The sequence below is a fragment of the Pseudomonas sp. St316 genome (assembly GCF_018325905.1).
Lineage (GTDB): Bacteria > Pseudomonadota > Gammaproteobacteria > Pseudomonadales > Pseudomonadaceae > Aquipseudomonas.
The window spans coordinates 5,877,631-5,892,317 of sequence record NZ_AP021901.1 but is presented as its reverse complement, the minus strand read 5'-3'; the positions used below and the strand labels follow the sequence as shown (position 1 = coordinate 5,892,317).

Here is a 14,687-nt window from a genome sequence, read left to right as displayed (position 1 = left end):
CCTAAGCTTGAGCGAAAGCGCTTTTTCCAGGGCACCGAAACCCTGTGGGAGCCAAGCTTGCTCGCGATGCAGGCACCGCGTTTTTCAGGGCGATCGCGTCATCGTTCATCGCGAGCAAGCTCGGCTCCCACAGGGGGCGGTTGAGTTTTCTTAGTGCATTAGACCTACAGGGGAGTTCTTTATGGCACAGCTACGCCGCGTCGCGATCATTGGTGGTAACCGCATTCCTTTCGCTCGTTCCAACGGGGCCTATGCCACCGCCAGCAACAAGGCGATGTTGACGGCTGCCCTCGAGGGGCTGATCGAACGCTACAACCTGCATGGCTTGCACATTGGCGAGGTGGCTGCCGGTGCGGTGCTCAAGCACTCCCGGGATATGAACATGACCCGTGAATGCGTGCTCGGTTCGCGGCTGTCACCGATGACGCCGGCCTATGACGTCCAACAGGCCTGTGGCACCGGGCTGGAGACAGTGCTGCTGGTGGCCAACAAGATTGCCCTGGGCCAGATCGACAGCGGCATTGCCGGCGGCGTGGATACCACGTCGGATGCGCCTATCGCGGTCAATGAAGGGCTGCGCAGGATCCTGCTGCAAGCCAATCGCGCCAAGACCACTGCCGACAAGATCAAGACCTTCCTGCAATTGCGTCCCCAGCACCTCGTCCCCGACCTGCCGCGCATCAACGAGCCGCGCACCGGCCTGAGCATGGGTGAACATTGTGAATTGATGGCCCAGACCTGGCAGATTCCCCGGGAGGCGCAAGACCAGTTGGCCCTGGAAAGCCATCAGAAAATGGCTGCGTCCTATGCCGAAGGTTGGCAGAACGACTTGATGACACCGTTTCTTGGCCTGACCCGGGACAACAACCTGCGCCCGGACCTGACCCCGGAAAAACTCGCTTCCCTCAAGTCGGCCTTCGAAAAAAGCGCCAAGGGCACGTTGACCGCGGGTAATTCCACGCCACTGACCGATGGCGCTTCGTTGGTGTTGCTGGGCAGCGAAGAGTGGGCCAAGGCCCGAGGCCTGCCGATCCTGGCGTACCTGCGCGACGGTGAAACGGCAGCGGTGGATTTCGTCAATGGCGCCGAAGGGCTGTTGATGGCCCCGGTCTACGCCGTGCCGCGCTTGTTGGCACGCAACGGCTTGACCTTGCAGGACTTTGATTACTACGAGATCCACGAAGCGTTCGCCGCCCAGGTGTTGTGCACACTGAAGGCCTGGGAAGACCCGGACTACTGCAAGACCCGCCTGGGCCTCGACGCGCCGCTGGGGGCCATCGATCGCGGCCGGTTGAACGTCAAGGGCAGTTCCCTGGCCGCCGGGCATCCGTTTGCCGCCACGGGCGGGCGAATTGTCGCCAACCTCGCCAAGTTGCTCGATGCCGCCGGGCGAGGTCGCGGCTTGATTTCCATCTGCGCCGCCGCCGGCCAGGGCGTGACGGCGATTATCGAGCGCTGAGGACGGCGCCGTCCTGGCGCGACGCCAGTTCCCGGTGATGGCTGGCGTAGCGCTCGGCGAGGATCGAGCAGACGATCAACTGCAGCGGGTGATAGATCATGATCGGCAGCAGGATCAGCCCCAGGCCGGGATGGTTGCCAAAAATCAACGCCGCCATGGGCACCCCGGCGGCGAGGGATTTCTTGCTGGCGCAGAACACTGCGGCAACTTCATCGGCGCTGCTGAATTTCAGCGCTCGGGCGGTGCGGGTGGTCGCCCACAAGATGATTGCCAGCAGCACGGCACTGCCAATCACGGCGCTGAGTAACACGCCGTGGCCCTGCTGCTGCCAGATGCCGGACACCATCGAGTTGCAGAACGCCGCGTAGACCAGCAGCAGGATCACCAGTTTGTCGATGATGCTGGTGTAGCGCTTGTACCTGCCAAAAAAACCGGCCAGCCAACGTCGCAGGAACTGCCCTAATACCAATGGCAGCAACAACATCATGCACAGGTCGAGCAGGGTCGAACCCAGGTTGATGCCACCGGCGCCGCTGCCGACCACGAAACTGACCAGCAACGGGGTCAGGACAACTCCCAATACACTGGATAGGCTCGCATTGAGAATCGCCGCCGGCACGTTACCGCCGGCACTGCCGGTCAGCGCCACCGAGGAAGAGATGGTCGAGGGCAGGGCGCACAGGTAGAAGAAGCCCAGCATCAGCAGCGCCGGCACATGGCTGCCGACTAGCCAGTGGCTGATCAGCCAGAGCAACGGAAACACGCCAAAGGTGAAACCCTGCACCATCACGTGCAGCCGGATGTTCTTCAAGCCGTGGCGGATCTGTTCGCCGGACAGGTTGACCCCGTGCAGGAAAAACACCACGAAGATGCCGATGTTGACCACCCATTCGGCATGCATGGCCCCGCCCGTGGCGCCAAAGGTTGGAAAGAAGTACGCCAACAGCGTGGCGAGCAACATGCCGCACAGGAACCAGTCGGTCACCACGCGTTTGAGGTGTCTGAGGATATGCATAGGGCACCGCAAGTTGTAAGAAAAGTCGACTTAGCCTAACGTCGTCCCTATCAGTCGTCTTGCGACATAAGGCCAATCAATGCCGCCTAACGGACACCAACAGCTCGAACGTCGCATTCCCGATCTGGCGCATTTGCCGAGGCCGCTGTACGCCCGTGTCGAAAGCTTGAGTGCCGGTTCCTGGACGCAAGCCCATCGTCATGACTGGGTGCAGTTTTCCTACGCCATCAGTGGCGTTCTCGGCGTACACACCGCCGCGGGTAGTTTTTTTGCCCCGCCACAACGGGGCATCTGGATCCCGGCCGACCTCGAACATCAGGTGGTGACCTCCACCCGGGCGGAAATGCGCAGTCTGTATGTGCATCGCCACGCCTGCCCCTGGGCCGATGAACGCTGTCGGGTGCTGGAAGTCACGCCACTGGCCCGTGAGTTGATCAAGGTGTTCTGTCAGCTTCCGGTCGATTACCCGCAAGGCGAGACCCCGGAACAACGGTTGGTGCAGGTGTTGCTGGACCAACTGGCAACCCTGCCGGAGGTGGGATTCTCCCTGCCGCTGCCGCGACATCCCCGTCTGCTGGGGCTGTGTAACGAGTTGATCGAACAGCCTGAGCAGAGCGTCACCTTGCACGCCTGGGCAGAGCGCCTGGGCACATCGGAAAAAACCCTGATGCGCCTGTTCCAGCGCGAGACCGGCCTGAGCTTTCGCGCCTGGCGCCAGCGCATGCGCTTGTTGTCGTCCCTGGGCTCGCTGGAGCAGGGCGACAGCGTCACCAGCGCCGCGTTGTCCTGTGGGTATGATTCAACGTCCGCGTTCATTGCGGCGTTCAAGGGGATGTTCGGGTTTACGCCGGGGGAACTGTTCAAGCATTGAGTCGTCGCACTCTCCTACAACCGACGGTAGACATGACTGTCAGCTCTTGTCGCAAATGCCTGGGCATTCAATTAGCAATGCCAGGTTCGGTCTCGGCTATGATTCGGCTCGGTCGAGTGATCCGGCACATTGTGTGCATCACAGGTTCATAGGTCGGCAACCCCTCCCCGTGGAGGAAGGATTGCCGTATAACGACTGTCATTCGCGTGTTTGGTAATAAAGGACCCACAATAAAAGCTGATGAAGACTCCAAAACGCATTGAACCCCTGATCGAGGACGGTCTGGTCGACGAGGTGCTGCGCCCACTCATGAGTGGTAAAGAAGCAGCTGTTTATGTGGTGCGCTGCGGTAACGAGCTACGTTGCGCGAAGGTCTACAAGGAGGCGAACAAGCGAAGCTTTCGTCAGGCGGCCGAGTATCAGGAGGGCCGCAAGGTCCGCAATAGCCGCCAGGCCCGGGCCATGGCCAAGGGCTCGAAGTTCGGGCGCAAGGAAACCGAGGACGCCTGGCAGAACGCTGAAGTGGCGGCGTTGTTCCGCTTGGCCAGCGCCGGTGTACGCGTGCCCAAGCCGTACGACTTCCTTGAAGGCGTGCTGCTGATGGAACTGGTTGCCGACGAGTACGGCGATGCCGCGCCGCGTCTGAACGATGTGGTGCTGGAACCGGACCAGGCCCGTGAATATCACGCCTTTCTGATTTCCCAGATCGTGCTGATGTTGTGTACCGGTCTGGTGCACGGCGACCTGTCGGAGTTCAACGTCCTGCTCACGCCAACTGGACCTGTGATCATCGACCTGCCACAGGCGGTGGATGCTGCGGGTAACAACCATGCCTTCAGCATGCTGGAGCGGGACGTGGGCAACATGGCGTCCTACTTCGGCCGGTTTGCCCCGGAACTCAAGCGCACCAAGTACGCAAAGGAAATGTGGGCGCTGTACGAAGCCGGCACCCTGCACCCGGCCAGCGTGCTGACCGGCGAGTTCGACGAGCCGGAAGAACTGGCGGATGTCGGCGGGATCATGCGTGAGATCGAGGCCGCTCGCCTGGACGAGGAACGCCGCCAAGCCGTTCGCGCCGCCGACGATGCCCCGCCCGGCAAGACCGAAGAACCACCGCCGCCGTGGATGCAATGATCGGCTGACAACAAACCCGGCCATGGCCGGGTTTTTTGTGAGCCCCAAAAGCCACCCCACCACGAATCCCCTGTGGGAGCTGAGCTTGCTCGCGATAGCGGTGGGTCAGCTTGCATTGATGCTGAATGTGCCAATGCCATCGCGGGCAAGCCTTGCTCCCACACAAATCCGGCGACCGCCGAAAATCCCCTGTGGGAGCTGAGCTTGCTCGCGATAGCGGTGGGTCAGCTTGCATTGATGCTGAATGTGCCAATGCCATCGCGGGCAAGCCTTGCTCCCACAGGGGGATTAGTGGTGGGGCATCAATTTTGGCAGCACCCCGACGCCAGTTCCTTGAGGATCGGGCAATCCGGGCGGTGGTCACCGTGGCAGTGCTCTACCAGGTCTTGCAGGGTGTCGCGCAGTTCGGCCAGTTCGCGGATTTTCTGGTTCAGTTCTTCGATGTGCTGCCGGGCCAGGGCCTTGACGTCGGCGCTGGCGCGTTGGCGGTCTTGCCAGAGGGTCAGCAGTTTGCCGACCTCTTCAAGGGAAAACCCCAAGTCGCGGGAGCGTTTGATAAAGGCCAGGGTGTGCAGGTCATCGGTGCCGTAGATCCGGTAGCCGCTGTCGGTACGATGGGCGGTCTTGAGCAGGCCGATGGATTCGTAATAACGGATCATCTTCGCGCTCAGGCCGCTCTGGCGGGCCGCTTGACCGATGTTCATCGCTTGTCCTCCAGTTGCTTGGGTGTCCAGAACTTCAACAGTAACGCGTTGCTTACCACGCTGACGCTCGACAGCGCCATGGCCGCGCCGGCCAGCACCGGGTTGAGAAAACCGAACGCCGCCAGGGGGATGCCGATCAAGTTATAGACGAACGCCCAGAACAGGTTCTGGCGGATCTTGGTGTAGGTCCTGCGGCTGATGTCCAGCGCCGCCGGCACCAGTCGCGGATCACCGCGCATGAGGGTGATGCCCGCGGCATGCATCGCCACGTCGGTGCCGCCGCCCATGGCAATGCCGATGTCGGCGGCGGCCAGGGCTGGGGCGTCGTTGATGCCGTCGCCCACCATCGCTACCACCGAATGGCGCTTCAACTGTTGGACGATGGCGGATTTGTCCGCTGGCAATACCTCGGCATGGACATTGGAGATCCCCAGCGCCTGGGCCACTACCCGGGCACTGCCTTGGTTGTCGCCGGTGAGCAAGTGGCTGGCGATGTGCTGTTCATTCAAGGCCTGTACTGCGGCGAGTGCACCGGGCTTGAGGGTGTCACCGAAGGCGAACAGGCCCAGCACCCGAGGCGTCGCGCCTTGTTCGATCAGCCAGGACAACGTGCGGCCTTCGGTTTCCCAGGCCTGTGCCGACTCGGCCAGCGAGCCGGGCTCCAGGCCCAGTTCGTCCAGCAGGCGTCGATTGCCCAGGGCCAGGCGGCGGCCGTCGAGGCTGCCGGCGATACCGCGTCCAGCCAGGGACTGGCTGTCGCGGACATCCGCCACGTCCAGGCCGCGCTCGGCGCAGCTGTCCAACACGGCTTTGGCAAGAGGGTGCTCACTGCCGCGTTGCAGGGCGCCGGCCATTTTCAGCAGCGCGTCTTCATCACCCTCCAGGGCGGCCGAGTGGGCGATGCGCGGCGTGCCGGAGGTCAGGGTGCCGGTCTTGTCGAATACCACGGTGTTGACTTCATGGGCACGCTCCAAGGCCTCGGCGTCCTTGATCAGAATCCCGTGGCGCGCGGCCACGCCGGTGCCGGCCATGATCGCAGTGGGCGTCGCCAGGCCCAAGGCGCAGGGGCAGGCGATCACCAGCACGGCGACGGCGTTGATCAGCGCGGTTTCCAGCGGCGCGCCGTACAGCCACCAGCCGATCAACGTCGCCAGGGCCAGCACCAGCACTACCGGAACGAACACCTGGCTGACTTTATCCACCAGTTTCTGGATCGGGGCCTTGGCGGCCTGGGCGTCTTCTACCAGGCGAATAATGCGCGCCAGGACGGTTTCGGTACCCAGGGCCAGCGTGCGTACCAGCAGTCGGCCTTCGCCATTGATGGCGCCGCCGGTGACTTTGTCGCCGGGCTGCTTGGGGACCGGCAGGCTTTCGCCGCTGATCAGCGCTTCGTCGGCGTGGCTCTGGCCTTCCAGTACTTCGCCGTCCACCGGGAAGCGTTCGCCGGGCTTGACCAGGACCCGGTCATTCAAGCGCAGGGCGCTGATGGCAACGTCCCGTTCCTGGCCATCGATCACCTGGATCGCCCGTTCCGGGCGCAAGGCTTCGAGGGCGCGGATGGCGCTGGCGGTTTGCCGCTTGGCGCGGCTTTCCAGGTATTTGCCGAGCAGTACCAGAGCAATCACTACGGCCGAGGCTTCGAAATACAGGTGCGGCATGCCGCCAGGGCGGGCGATTACCCATTCATAAAGGCTCAGGCCATAGCCGGCGCTGGTGCCCAGGGCCACCAGCAGGTCCATGTTCCCGGCTCCGGCACGCACGGCCTTGAACGCGGCGACGTAGAAACGTGCACCGAAGATCAATTGCACCGGCGTCGCCAGGGCGAACTGCACCCAGGCCGGGAGCATCCAATGCACGCCGAACGGCTGCAGCAGCATGGGCAGCACCAGCGGCGCGGACAGCAGGATCGCCAGTACCAATACCAGGCGTTCACGGTTCAGACGGTTGGCCTGCATGTCAGCGGGCTGTTCGGCCTGCCAGACAGTGGCGTCATAGCCGGCGCGCTTGACCGCATCGATCAGGTTTTGCGGATCCACCTGGCCGAGCAGCTCGAGGTGGGCCCGCTCATTGGCCAGGTTGACGCTGACCCTGTTCACACCGTCGACCTTGCCCAGCGCCCGTTCGACCCGGCCGACACAGGAGGCGCAGGTCATCCCGTCGATGTTCAGTTCCAGGGTTTGCACGGGGACGCTATAGCCGGCCTGTTCGACGGCCTGCATCAGGGCCGGCAGGCTGCCTTCGGGTGCCTTGACACGTGCCAGTTCAGTGGCCAGGTTGACGCTGACGGCGCTGGCACCGGTGACTTTGCTCAAGGCCCGCTCGACCCGCCCGGCGCAGCTGGCGCAGGTCATGCCGGCAATCGGTAGATCGAACGTAGTGGATTCGGACATTGGTCAGGCTCCCTGTAGTGAATGACTACAGGATCAACCTTGCCATGCGGGCAAGGTCAAGCGCCAATCGAAAAGCTTGAACGCATCTCTGATGTGGGAGCTGGTGTTGTGGGAGCAAAGCTTGCTCGCGATCCAGGCGCCGCGGTCACCCGGAAATCCGTGGTGTTTTCATCGCGGGCAAGCCTTGCTCCCACAGTGGCTCGCAGCCACACAATTAAGTGTGGTGTGTCAGTAACCGAGACCAGCCTGCTTGAGGTACATGCCTTGATCATTCATGGCGATGCGGAACTTCAAGATGTCGCCGGCCCTGAGGGTGATGGTCTGCGAGCCCGGTGCGAGCATGCCCGGGTTGCAACCCGGGGCTTGCCCCGGTAGCAGTTTCAGGCGCAAGGAAACCTCGCCCGGTGGCAGGTTGAACGAGGTGCTTTGCTCCTGGAACAGCCTGGCCGAGAGCTGATCCTGGATGTAGATGCCGATTTCACAATTGGTCGCCACTTCCAGGCGCTCGCGAGAAATGATCAACACGCCGTAGTCTTCGCCGGCGGCCGATGCCTGGGGCGCCACCGCTGAAAAACCGAGCATGCAAAACAGGCTGAACGCTGACCAGCGCATGGCTGAACCTCCGGTGTTAAATCCTTGATGTGTGCAGCTTGGCTGAGCGCGATGCCGATTGCCAGCCCGGCAGTTGTTGTCAGAACTTGACCTTGCCATGATGGCAAGCTTGAGACTGCTGGCAACCTCAATCCCAAGGAGTTATCTCATGCAAACTTTCAATGTCCAGGGCATGTCCTGCGGTCACTGTGTCAAAGCCATCACCCAGGCTGTCCAGGCCAAGGACCCGGCGGCCGACGTGCGCATCGACCTGGGTAGCAAGACTGTCCAGGTCCAGAGTTCGTTGCCGGCCGATGCCGTGGTCGAGGCCATCAAGGAAGAAGGCTACGAGGCCAGTGTCGCCTGAATTTTTTAATCGTTAGCGACCTATCGGAATGTTCAAGAGCGCCCGGCACGGCTAGACTGTCGGGCTGTCGAACGACGCCTGAGCTGGACGCCCGATGAACCTTCGTACCATTCTGATTCTTGGCGCCTTGAGCGCTTTCGGTCCCTTGGCGATCGACTTCTACCTGCCTGCCTTTCCGGCGATGGCCACGGCCTTCGGTACCGATGAAAAACACATTCAGTTGACCCTGGCGGCTTATTTCCTCGGCTTGTCCATTGGGCAACTGGCCTATGGGCCGGTGGCAGATCGGTTCGGGCGGCGCATTCCGCTGCTGACCGGCGTCGGCTTGTTCACCCTGGCCTCCCTGGCCTGCGCCTACGCGCCGAGCCTGGAATGGCTGATCGGCGCTCGCTTCGTCCAGGCCCTGGGGGATGCGCCGGGATGGTGATCTCGCGGGCAGTGGTCAGCGACAAATGCGACGCGGTGGGTTCGGCCAAGGTGTTTTCGCAGTTGATGCTGGTGATGGGCCTGGCGCCGATTCTCGCGCCGATGCTGGGCGGGTTGCTGGTGAACCTGCATGGTTGGCAGTCAATCTTCATTGCCCTGACCGTGTTCAGCGCGGTGGCGTCGACGGCGGTGGCCTTGTGGCTGCCGGAAAGCTTGCCGGACTATGTGCCTCGGCAACCCTTGTCGGGGGCGTTGCGCCAATATGGCCGGTTATTGACCGACGCGGTCTTCCTCGGCCATGCGCTGACGGGGGGCATCGCTATCGCTGGGATGTTTGCCTACATCGCCGGTTCACCTTTCGTTTTCATCAAGCTCTACGGGGTACCGGCCGAGCATTTCGGTTGGCTGTTCGGCACCAACGCGGCGGGCTTCATCCTGGTTGCCCAGGTCAACGCCCGGCTGCTGTCCAAGCGCGGCCCGGCGTTCCTGCTGAGCCGCGCGGTATGGGTCTACCTGATTGCCGGGCTGAGCCTGTTGGCGGTCAGTTCATTGCAACCTGTGCAGTTGTGGCCGTTGCTGGTCCCGCTGTTCATTTGCATCGCCAGCCTGGGTTGCATCCTTCCCAACGCGTCGGCTTGCGCCATGAGCGGGCAGGGCGCCCGGGCCGGCAGTGCTTCGGCGATGCTGGGGTGCCTGCAGTTTTCCGTGGCCGCCGGGGCAGCCGCGTTGGTGGCAGCGCTGCATGACGGCACCGCCGTGCCAATGGCGCTGGTCATCAGCCTTTGCGGGCTGTTGGTGGTGGGTGCAGCGATGCTGACCCGTCGCCTGCAAAATGCCCGGGCGCTGGCCCAGGCCGGTCACGAGGGCTGACTCAGCCGGCCGCGCGCTGCTGCTGTTCGGGGAAATGATGGGGCGCGAGGATCCGCGCTTGCAGGGTGTTGGCGAAGGCCTGGGCTTCAGCCTCGGTACGGAAGGTGACGACGTGCTGGTCAAGGCGCACTTGCCATTGGGATCTTGCCACTTCTTTTATCAGGATCTTCATTGCTGACCTCCTCACGAAAAGATTGCGTTGCAAAGGCCTCGAGTGTAGACCCGAATGCGATCGCAATTGTGACAAGAGTCAATTCTCGGACTGACGGTGCAGTCGCAAGTTAATGCAACACCTGTGGGAGCGAGCTTGCTCGCGATAGCGGTAGACCCGCCGACATCAATGTTGCCTGACCTGGCCCCATCGCGAGCAAGCTCGCTCCCACAGGCATGTTTGCAGGGCTGCTGCCCAGCGCAGTCAGAAACCTTCGAGCACAACCTTGCCCTTGGATTTTCCGCTTTCGAGCAAGGCATGCGCCCGGCGCAGGTTCTCGGCGTTGATGGTGCCGAAATGCTCGCCAACCGTGGTCTTGAGTGTGCCTGCGTCGATCAGGGCGGCCACGCGGTTGAGCAGTTTGTGCTGTTCAAGCATGTCGGCCGTCTCGAACAGCGAGCGGGTGTACATGAACTCCCAATGCAACGACAGGCTCTTGCGCTTGAGCTTGGTCACGTCCAGCGCCTTGGGATCGTCGATCAGCGCCAGTTTGCCCTGGGGCGCGAGCGCTTCGACCAACTGGTCCAGATGCTGGTCGGTCTGGGTCAGGCTGGCGACGTGCGTCACCTGGGGCTGGCCCGCTTCTTTCAACACTTCGCTCAATGGCTGGCTGTGGTCGATCACCAGGTCGGCACCCAGGCTGCGCACCCAATCCTGGGTCTGCACACGGGACGCGGTGCCAATCACCTTCAGCCCGGTGAGTTGGCTGGCCAGTTGCGTCAGGATCGAACCCACGCCGCCCGCAGCGCCGACGATCAACAGGCTCTGGCCCAGATCGTTTTGGCCTTCCTGGATGTGCAGGCGCTCGAACAACAACTCCCAGGCGGTAATGGCCGTCAGCGGCAGCGCCGCCGCTTCGGCGAAACCAAGGGTCTTGGGCATGTGGCCGACGATGCGCTCATCCACCACGTGTCGCTCGCTGTTGCCGCCGGCCCGGGCGATGGAGCCGGCATAGAACACCTTATCCCCGGCCTTGAACAGCGTGACCTCGCTGCCCACCGCCTTGACCACGCCGGCCACGTCCCAGCCCAGCACCTTGGCTGCGCCGTCTTCGGGCTGGACGTTCTGGCGGACCTTGGTGTCCACCGGGTTGACCGAAATAGCCTTGACCTCCACCAGCAGGTCCCTGGGACCGGCGACCGGTTCCGGTAGCTCGATGTCCTGGAGCGATTGCGGGTCAGTGATGGGCAACGAGTGGTAGTAGGCGATGGCTTTCATGAAGCGGCTCCGTGAGATGAGTTCGATGAAGGCCATGTTTAGCTATTTATCGTCGAGATAAAACCGGCTAAAAGAACAGGCTCTTTCAATATTTTTTTGATAATGGAGGCGTCATGCTTCGCTTCGATGACCTGCAGTTGTTTGTCCGGGCGGCAGACCTGGGCAGTCTTTCGGCGGCGGCCAGGGTCATGGACCTGTCGGCGGCAGTGGCCAGTGCCGCATTGAAACGCATTGAGCAGCACCTCGGCGCGCGGCTGTTGGCCCGCTCCACCCGTAGCCTGCGCCTGACGGCTGAAGGGGAGGGCTTTCTCGACTATGCCCGGGCCGCATTGAGCAGCCTGGACGAAGGTCGACGGTTGTTGACCAGCGGCCAGGATCAGGTCAGTGGGGTGTTGCAGTTGTCCGCCCCATCGGACCTGGGACGCAACCTGCTGCTGCCCTGGCTGGATGCGTTCCAGCGAGAGCACCCCGGGCTGACGGTGCGGCTGTTGCTGGGCGATCGCATGGCCGATCTGTTCAAGCAACCGGTGGACATCGCCTTGCGTTATGGCGATCCGGAAGATTCGAGCCTGGTCGCCCTGCCTATTGCCGCGGATAACCGCCGGGTGTTGTGCGCATCGCCGGACTATCTGGCTCGTCAGGGTGAACCCCATCAGCTGGAACAACTGGCCCAGCACAACTGCCTGTTGTACATGCTGGGCAGTCGGGTCCATGACCGGTGGCGTTTTCATGACGGTAAACGGGAAGTGAGCCTGACCGTCAGTGGCGACCGCTTCAGTGACGACGCCGATGTGGTGCGACGCTGGGCGGTGGCGGGTGCCGGGATTGCCTATAAATCGTGGCTGGATGTGTCCACCGACGTGCTGGCCGGGCGCTTGAAAATCCTCTTGCCGCACCTGCAATGCGAACGCGCGCCCCTCAATCTGCTGTGTGCCCACCGGGCGCAATTAAGCAAGCCCATCAACCTTTTACGGGACATGCTCCAGGACCGCTGCGGTGAGTTGACGGCTCGTTTTCCGGTCTCGACGGGGGCCGGCCATTAGTCGCGGGCAAATAGAGAATTTTCCCTCAGCAACAATCGCCTCCAAAGGTTTCCGGAGGACAGGAAAGCTCGACCGCCCCGCTTATACTAGCGGCCGCCTGCGCCAGAGCAGTAGACGAATGATTCAACAGGGAGTGAATACATGGAACATGCACCTTGCATCAGCCAGATCGCCACGCTGCTGGCTGACCCCAAGCGCAGCGCAATGATGTGGGCCTTGATGGACGGCACGGCCCGCCAGGCCGAGGAGTTGGCGTTGCTCGCCGGGTTGTCGCCGTCCTCGGCCAACGCGCACTTGGGGCGCTTGTCCGCCGGAGGCCTGTTGAAAGTCGAAGCCCGGGGCCGCAAGCGGTTTTTCCGCCTGGCAGCACCTGAAATCGGCGCTGCCGTCGAAGCGCTGGCCAGCGCGACGCTGGTCAGTACGCCGCGGCAGATTCCAGACGTCTTCAAGCGCCGAGTCATGCCCACCAAGGCGCCGTCGGCTCCCGCTTCGTTGATGCGGGCCAGGCTTTGCGACGATCACCTGGGGGGCACCCTGGCGGCGTATCAACGCCTGCTGGATGCCGGGTGGATCGAGCAGTTCGAGCAACGGGTGATCGTCACCCACAAAGGCGCCAATCAACTGGCCGAGCGTGGCCTGTTCATCCAGGCCCTGGCCCATCGCAACGCCCGCATTGCCTGTCCCTGCCCGGACTGGAGCGAGCGTCGTCCGCACCTGGGGGGCGCGCTGGGGGCGGCATTGCTGCAACTGTTCATGCAGTCGGGTTGGCTGACCTTGCCCAACGATTCGCGAGCCTTGCAGGTGACGACGCTCGGCCAGCAGGAAATCCACCGGTTCGCCCGGCAGGACACGGTGGAGATGGCAATCTAGGGAACGCGCCTGATGCGTCGCTCAGGGCTGTCGGCAGGTCGTATCCAGCAATAACTGCCTGCAAGGTTCGCGCACACTCGGTCCGGGGAATTATCGGATTGGGGAGACAGCATGGACACTCACGGCTACAGCGCGGCGGAACGATTGGAACGGCTACCCATCAGCGGTTACCACCGGGTCATCTTCATCATCATCGCACTGGCGTTTTTCTTTGACTCCATGGACCTGGCGATGATGACGTTCCTGTTGGGATCGATCAAAGCCGAGTTCGGCCTGAGCACCGCCCAGGCCGGTTTGCTCGCCAGCTCGAGCTTCTTCGGCATGGTGGTGGGGGCGTCGCTGTCGGGCATGCTGGCCGATCGTTTCGGGCGCAAGCCGGTGTTCCAGTGGAGCATCGTGTTGTGGGGCATTGCCAGTTACTTGTGCTCCACGGCCCAGGACATCGAGACCTTGACGCTGTTTCGCATCCTGCTGGGCATCGGCATGGGCATGGAATTTCCGATTGCCCAGTCGATGCTTTCGGAGCTGATCCCGGCCAAGCGTCGGGGCCGCTACATCGCCTTGATGGATGGCTTCTGGCCGCTGGGTTTCGTGGCGGCGGGGGTGCTGTCGTATTTCCTGCTGCCGGTGATCGGCTGGCGCGACATCTTTTTGGTGCTGGCGGTGCCGGCGGTGTTTGTCCTGGCGATTCGCTTCTTCATTCCCGAGTCGCCACGCTGGCTGGAACAGGCCGGTCGGGGTGATGAAGCGGACACGGTGCTCAAGCGAATCGAAGACAAGGTCCGGACCTCGCTGGGGCGTCGCGACCTGCCGGAGCCGATCCGTTTGCCAAGGGTTGAGAGTACGCCGGGTAATTTCTTTTCGGCCCTGGCGCAGATCTGGTCACCGCTGTATCGCCAGCGCACGATGATGATCTGGAGCGTCTGGTTCTTTGCCTTGCTCGGTTTCTACGGCCTGACCTCCTGGCTCAGTGCGTTGTTGCAGCAGTCGGGGTTCGCGGTGACCCAGTCGGTGTATTACACCGTGCTGATTTCCCTGGGCGGGATTCCCGGCTTCTTGATGGCGGCCTGGCTGGTGGAGCGCTGGGGGCGCAAACCGGTGTGCGTCATCACGCTGTTGGGCGGTGGCGCGATGGCGTTTCTGTATGGGCAGAGCGCGGTATTTGGCGGCAACGTCGGCCTGTTGATCGGCACCGGGCTGCTGATGCAGTTTTTCCTGTTCGGCATGTGGGCGGTGCTCTACACCTATACGCCAGAGCTGTACCCCACCTCGGCCCGGGCCACCGGCTCGGGGTTTGCTTCGGCGGTGGGTCGCGTCGGTTCGCTGCTCGGCCCGCTGGTGACCGGGCTGGTATTTCCCATCACCGGCCAGGGTGGCGTGTTCGCCCTGGGCGCACTGTGCTTCGCCGTAGCGGCGGGGGTGGTCTGGTTGTTCGGAATGGAGACGCGGGGCAAGACGTTGGAGGAGTTGAGCGAAGCGACAGTCGCCGATTAAACACTATCCCCTGTGGGAGCGAGC

13 protein-coding genes and 1 pseudogene are annotated in these 14,687 nt (G+C 62.6%); 8 read left to right on the top strand and 6 right to left on the bottom strand.

Features of this window, described 5'->3' with window-relative positions:
- Nucleotides 1–181: 181 nt before the first annotated feature.
- Nucleotides 182–1,459: an acetyl-CoA C-acetyltransferase gene (locus KI237_RS26310; protein WP_212797684.1), complete on the top strand. Its 1,278-nt coding sequence runs from the start codon at nt 182–184 to the stop codon at nt 1,457–1,459.
- On the opposite strand, the gene KI237_RS26305 is transcribed toward KI237_RS26310, so the two are convergent.
- Nucleotides 1,446–2,474, bottom strand: a complete 1,029-nt coding sequence (locus KI237_RS26305; RefSeq protein ID WP_212797683.1) for a bile acid:sodium symporter family protein — start codon at nt 2,472–2,474, stop codon at nt 1,446–1,448. The two genes, KI237_RS26310 and KI237_RS26305, sit on opposite strands and share 14 nt — an antisense overlap.
- Nucleotides 2,475–2,553: 79 nt before the next feature.
- Here KI237_RS26305 and KI237_RS26300 point away from each other — a divergent pair, with 79 nt between their 5' ends.
- A complete protein-coding gene (locus tag KI237_RS26300; RefSeq protein WP_212797682.1) occupies nt 2,554–3,345 on the top strand; it encodes an AraC family transcriptional regulator in 792 nt (263 codons plus the stop codon).
- A 240-nt stretch (nt 3,346–3,585) separates the two neighbouring features.
- Complete coding sequence (locus tag KI237_RS26295) at nt 3,586–4,479, top strand: PA4780 family RIO1-like protein kinase (protein ID WP_072410317.1); 894 nt, start codon at nt 3,586–3,588, stop codon at nt 4,477–4,479.
- 302 nt (nt 4,480–4,781) lie between these two features.
- Here KI237_RS26295 and cueR read toward each other — a convergent pair whose 3' ends face one another.
- The 3 genes from cueR to KI237_RS26280 all read right to left on the bottom strand — a co-directional run bounded on the left by cueR (nt 4,782) and on the right by KI237_RS26280 (nt 8,185).
- Nucleotides 4,782–5,183: a Cu(I)-responsive transcriptional regulator gene (gene cueR, locus KI237_RS26290; RefSeq protein ID WP_212797681.1), complete on the bottom strand. Its 402-nt coding sequence runs from the start codon at nt 5,181–5,183 to the stop codon at nt 4,782–4,784.
- Nucleotides 5,180–7,573 (bottom strand): heavy metal translocating P-type ATPase, encoded by a 2,394-nt coding sequence (locus KI237_RS26285; protein ID WP_212797680.1) that lies wholly within the window; start codon nt 7,571–7,573, stop codon nt 5,180–5,182. Before KI237_RS26285 ends, cueR begins: the two co-directional genes overlap by 4 nt.
- A 228-nt stretch (nt 7,574–7,801) precedes the next feature.
- Nucleotides 7,802–8,185 (bottom strand): hypothetical protein, encoded by a 384-nt coding sequence (locus KI237_RS26280; protein ID WP_212797679.1) that lies wholly within the window; start codon nt 8,183–8,185, stop codon nt 7,802–7,804.
- Between the two features lie 148 nt (nt 8,186–8,333).
- Between KI237_RS26280 and KI237_RS26275 the strand changes: the two genes are divergently transcribed.
- Together KI237_RS26275 and KI237_RS26270 are read left to right on the top strand one after the other, a co-directional pair.
- The gene (locus KI237_RS26275; RefSeq protein ID WP_212797678.1) at nt 8,334–8,531 is read left to right on the top strand and encodes a heavy-metal-associated domain-containing protein; all 198 of its coding nucleotides are present in this window, start codon (nt 8,334–8,336) and stop codon (nt 8,529–8,531) included.
- Between the two features lie 181 nt (nt 8,532–8,712).
- Nucleotides 8,713–9,827: pseudogene (locus tag KI237_RS26270) on the top strand (multidrug effflux MFS transporter).
- A 1-nt stretch (nt 9,828) separates the two neighbouring features.
- Here the strand turns inward: KI237_RS26270 and KI237_RS26265 are convergent.
- A complete protein-coding gene (locus KI237_RS26265) occupies nt 9,829–9,999 on the bottom strand; it encodes a hypothetical protein (RefSeq protein WP_212797677.1) in 171 nt (56 codons plus the stop codon).
- 243 nt (nt 10,000–10,242) lie between these two features.
- Nucleotides 10,243–11,256 (bottom strand): zinc-binding alcohol dehydrogenase family protein, encoded by a 1,014-nt coding sequence (locus tag KI237_RS26260; protein WP_212797676.1) that lies wholly within the window; start codon nt 11,254–11,256, stop codon nt 10,243–10,245.
- 113 nt (nt 11,257–11,369) lie between these two features.
- Here KI237_RS26260 and vimR point away from each other — a divergent pair, with 113 nt between their 5' ends.
- From vimR to KI237_RS26245, 3 genes are all read left to right on the top strand, one after another.
- Nucleotides 11,370–12,299 carry a transcription regulator VimR gene (gene vimR, locus KI237_RS26255; RefSeq protein ID WP_212797675.1) on the top strand — a complete coding sequence of 310 codons (930 nt, stop codon included), beginning with the start codon at nt 11,370–11,372 and terminating at the stop codon, nt 12,297–12,299.
- Between the two features lie 141 nt (nt 12,300–12,440).
- Nucleotides 12,441–13,169, top strand: coding sequence for an ArsR/SmtB family transcription factor (locus tag KI237_RS26250; RefSeq protein ID WP_212797674.1), 729 nt, complete (start codon nt 12,441–12,443; stop codon nt 13,167–13,169).
- Nucleotides 13,170–13,280: 111 nt separating this feature from the next.
- Nucleotides 13,281–14,663 carry an MFS transporter gene (locus KI237_RS26245; RefSeq protein WP_212797673.1) on the top strand — a complete coding sequence of 461 codons (1,383 nt, stop codon included), beginning with the start codon at nt 13,281–13,283 and terminating at the stop codon, nt 14,661–14,663.
- The last annotated feature ends 24 nt before the right edge of the window (nt 14,664–14,687 follow it).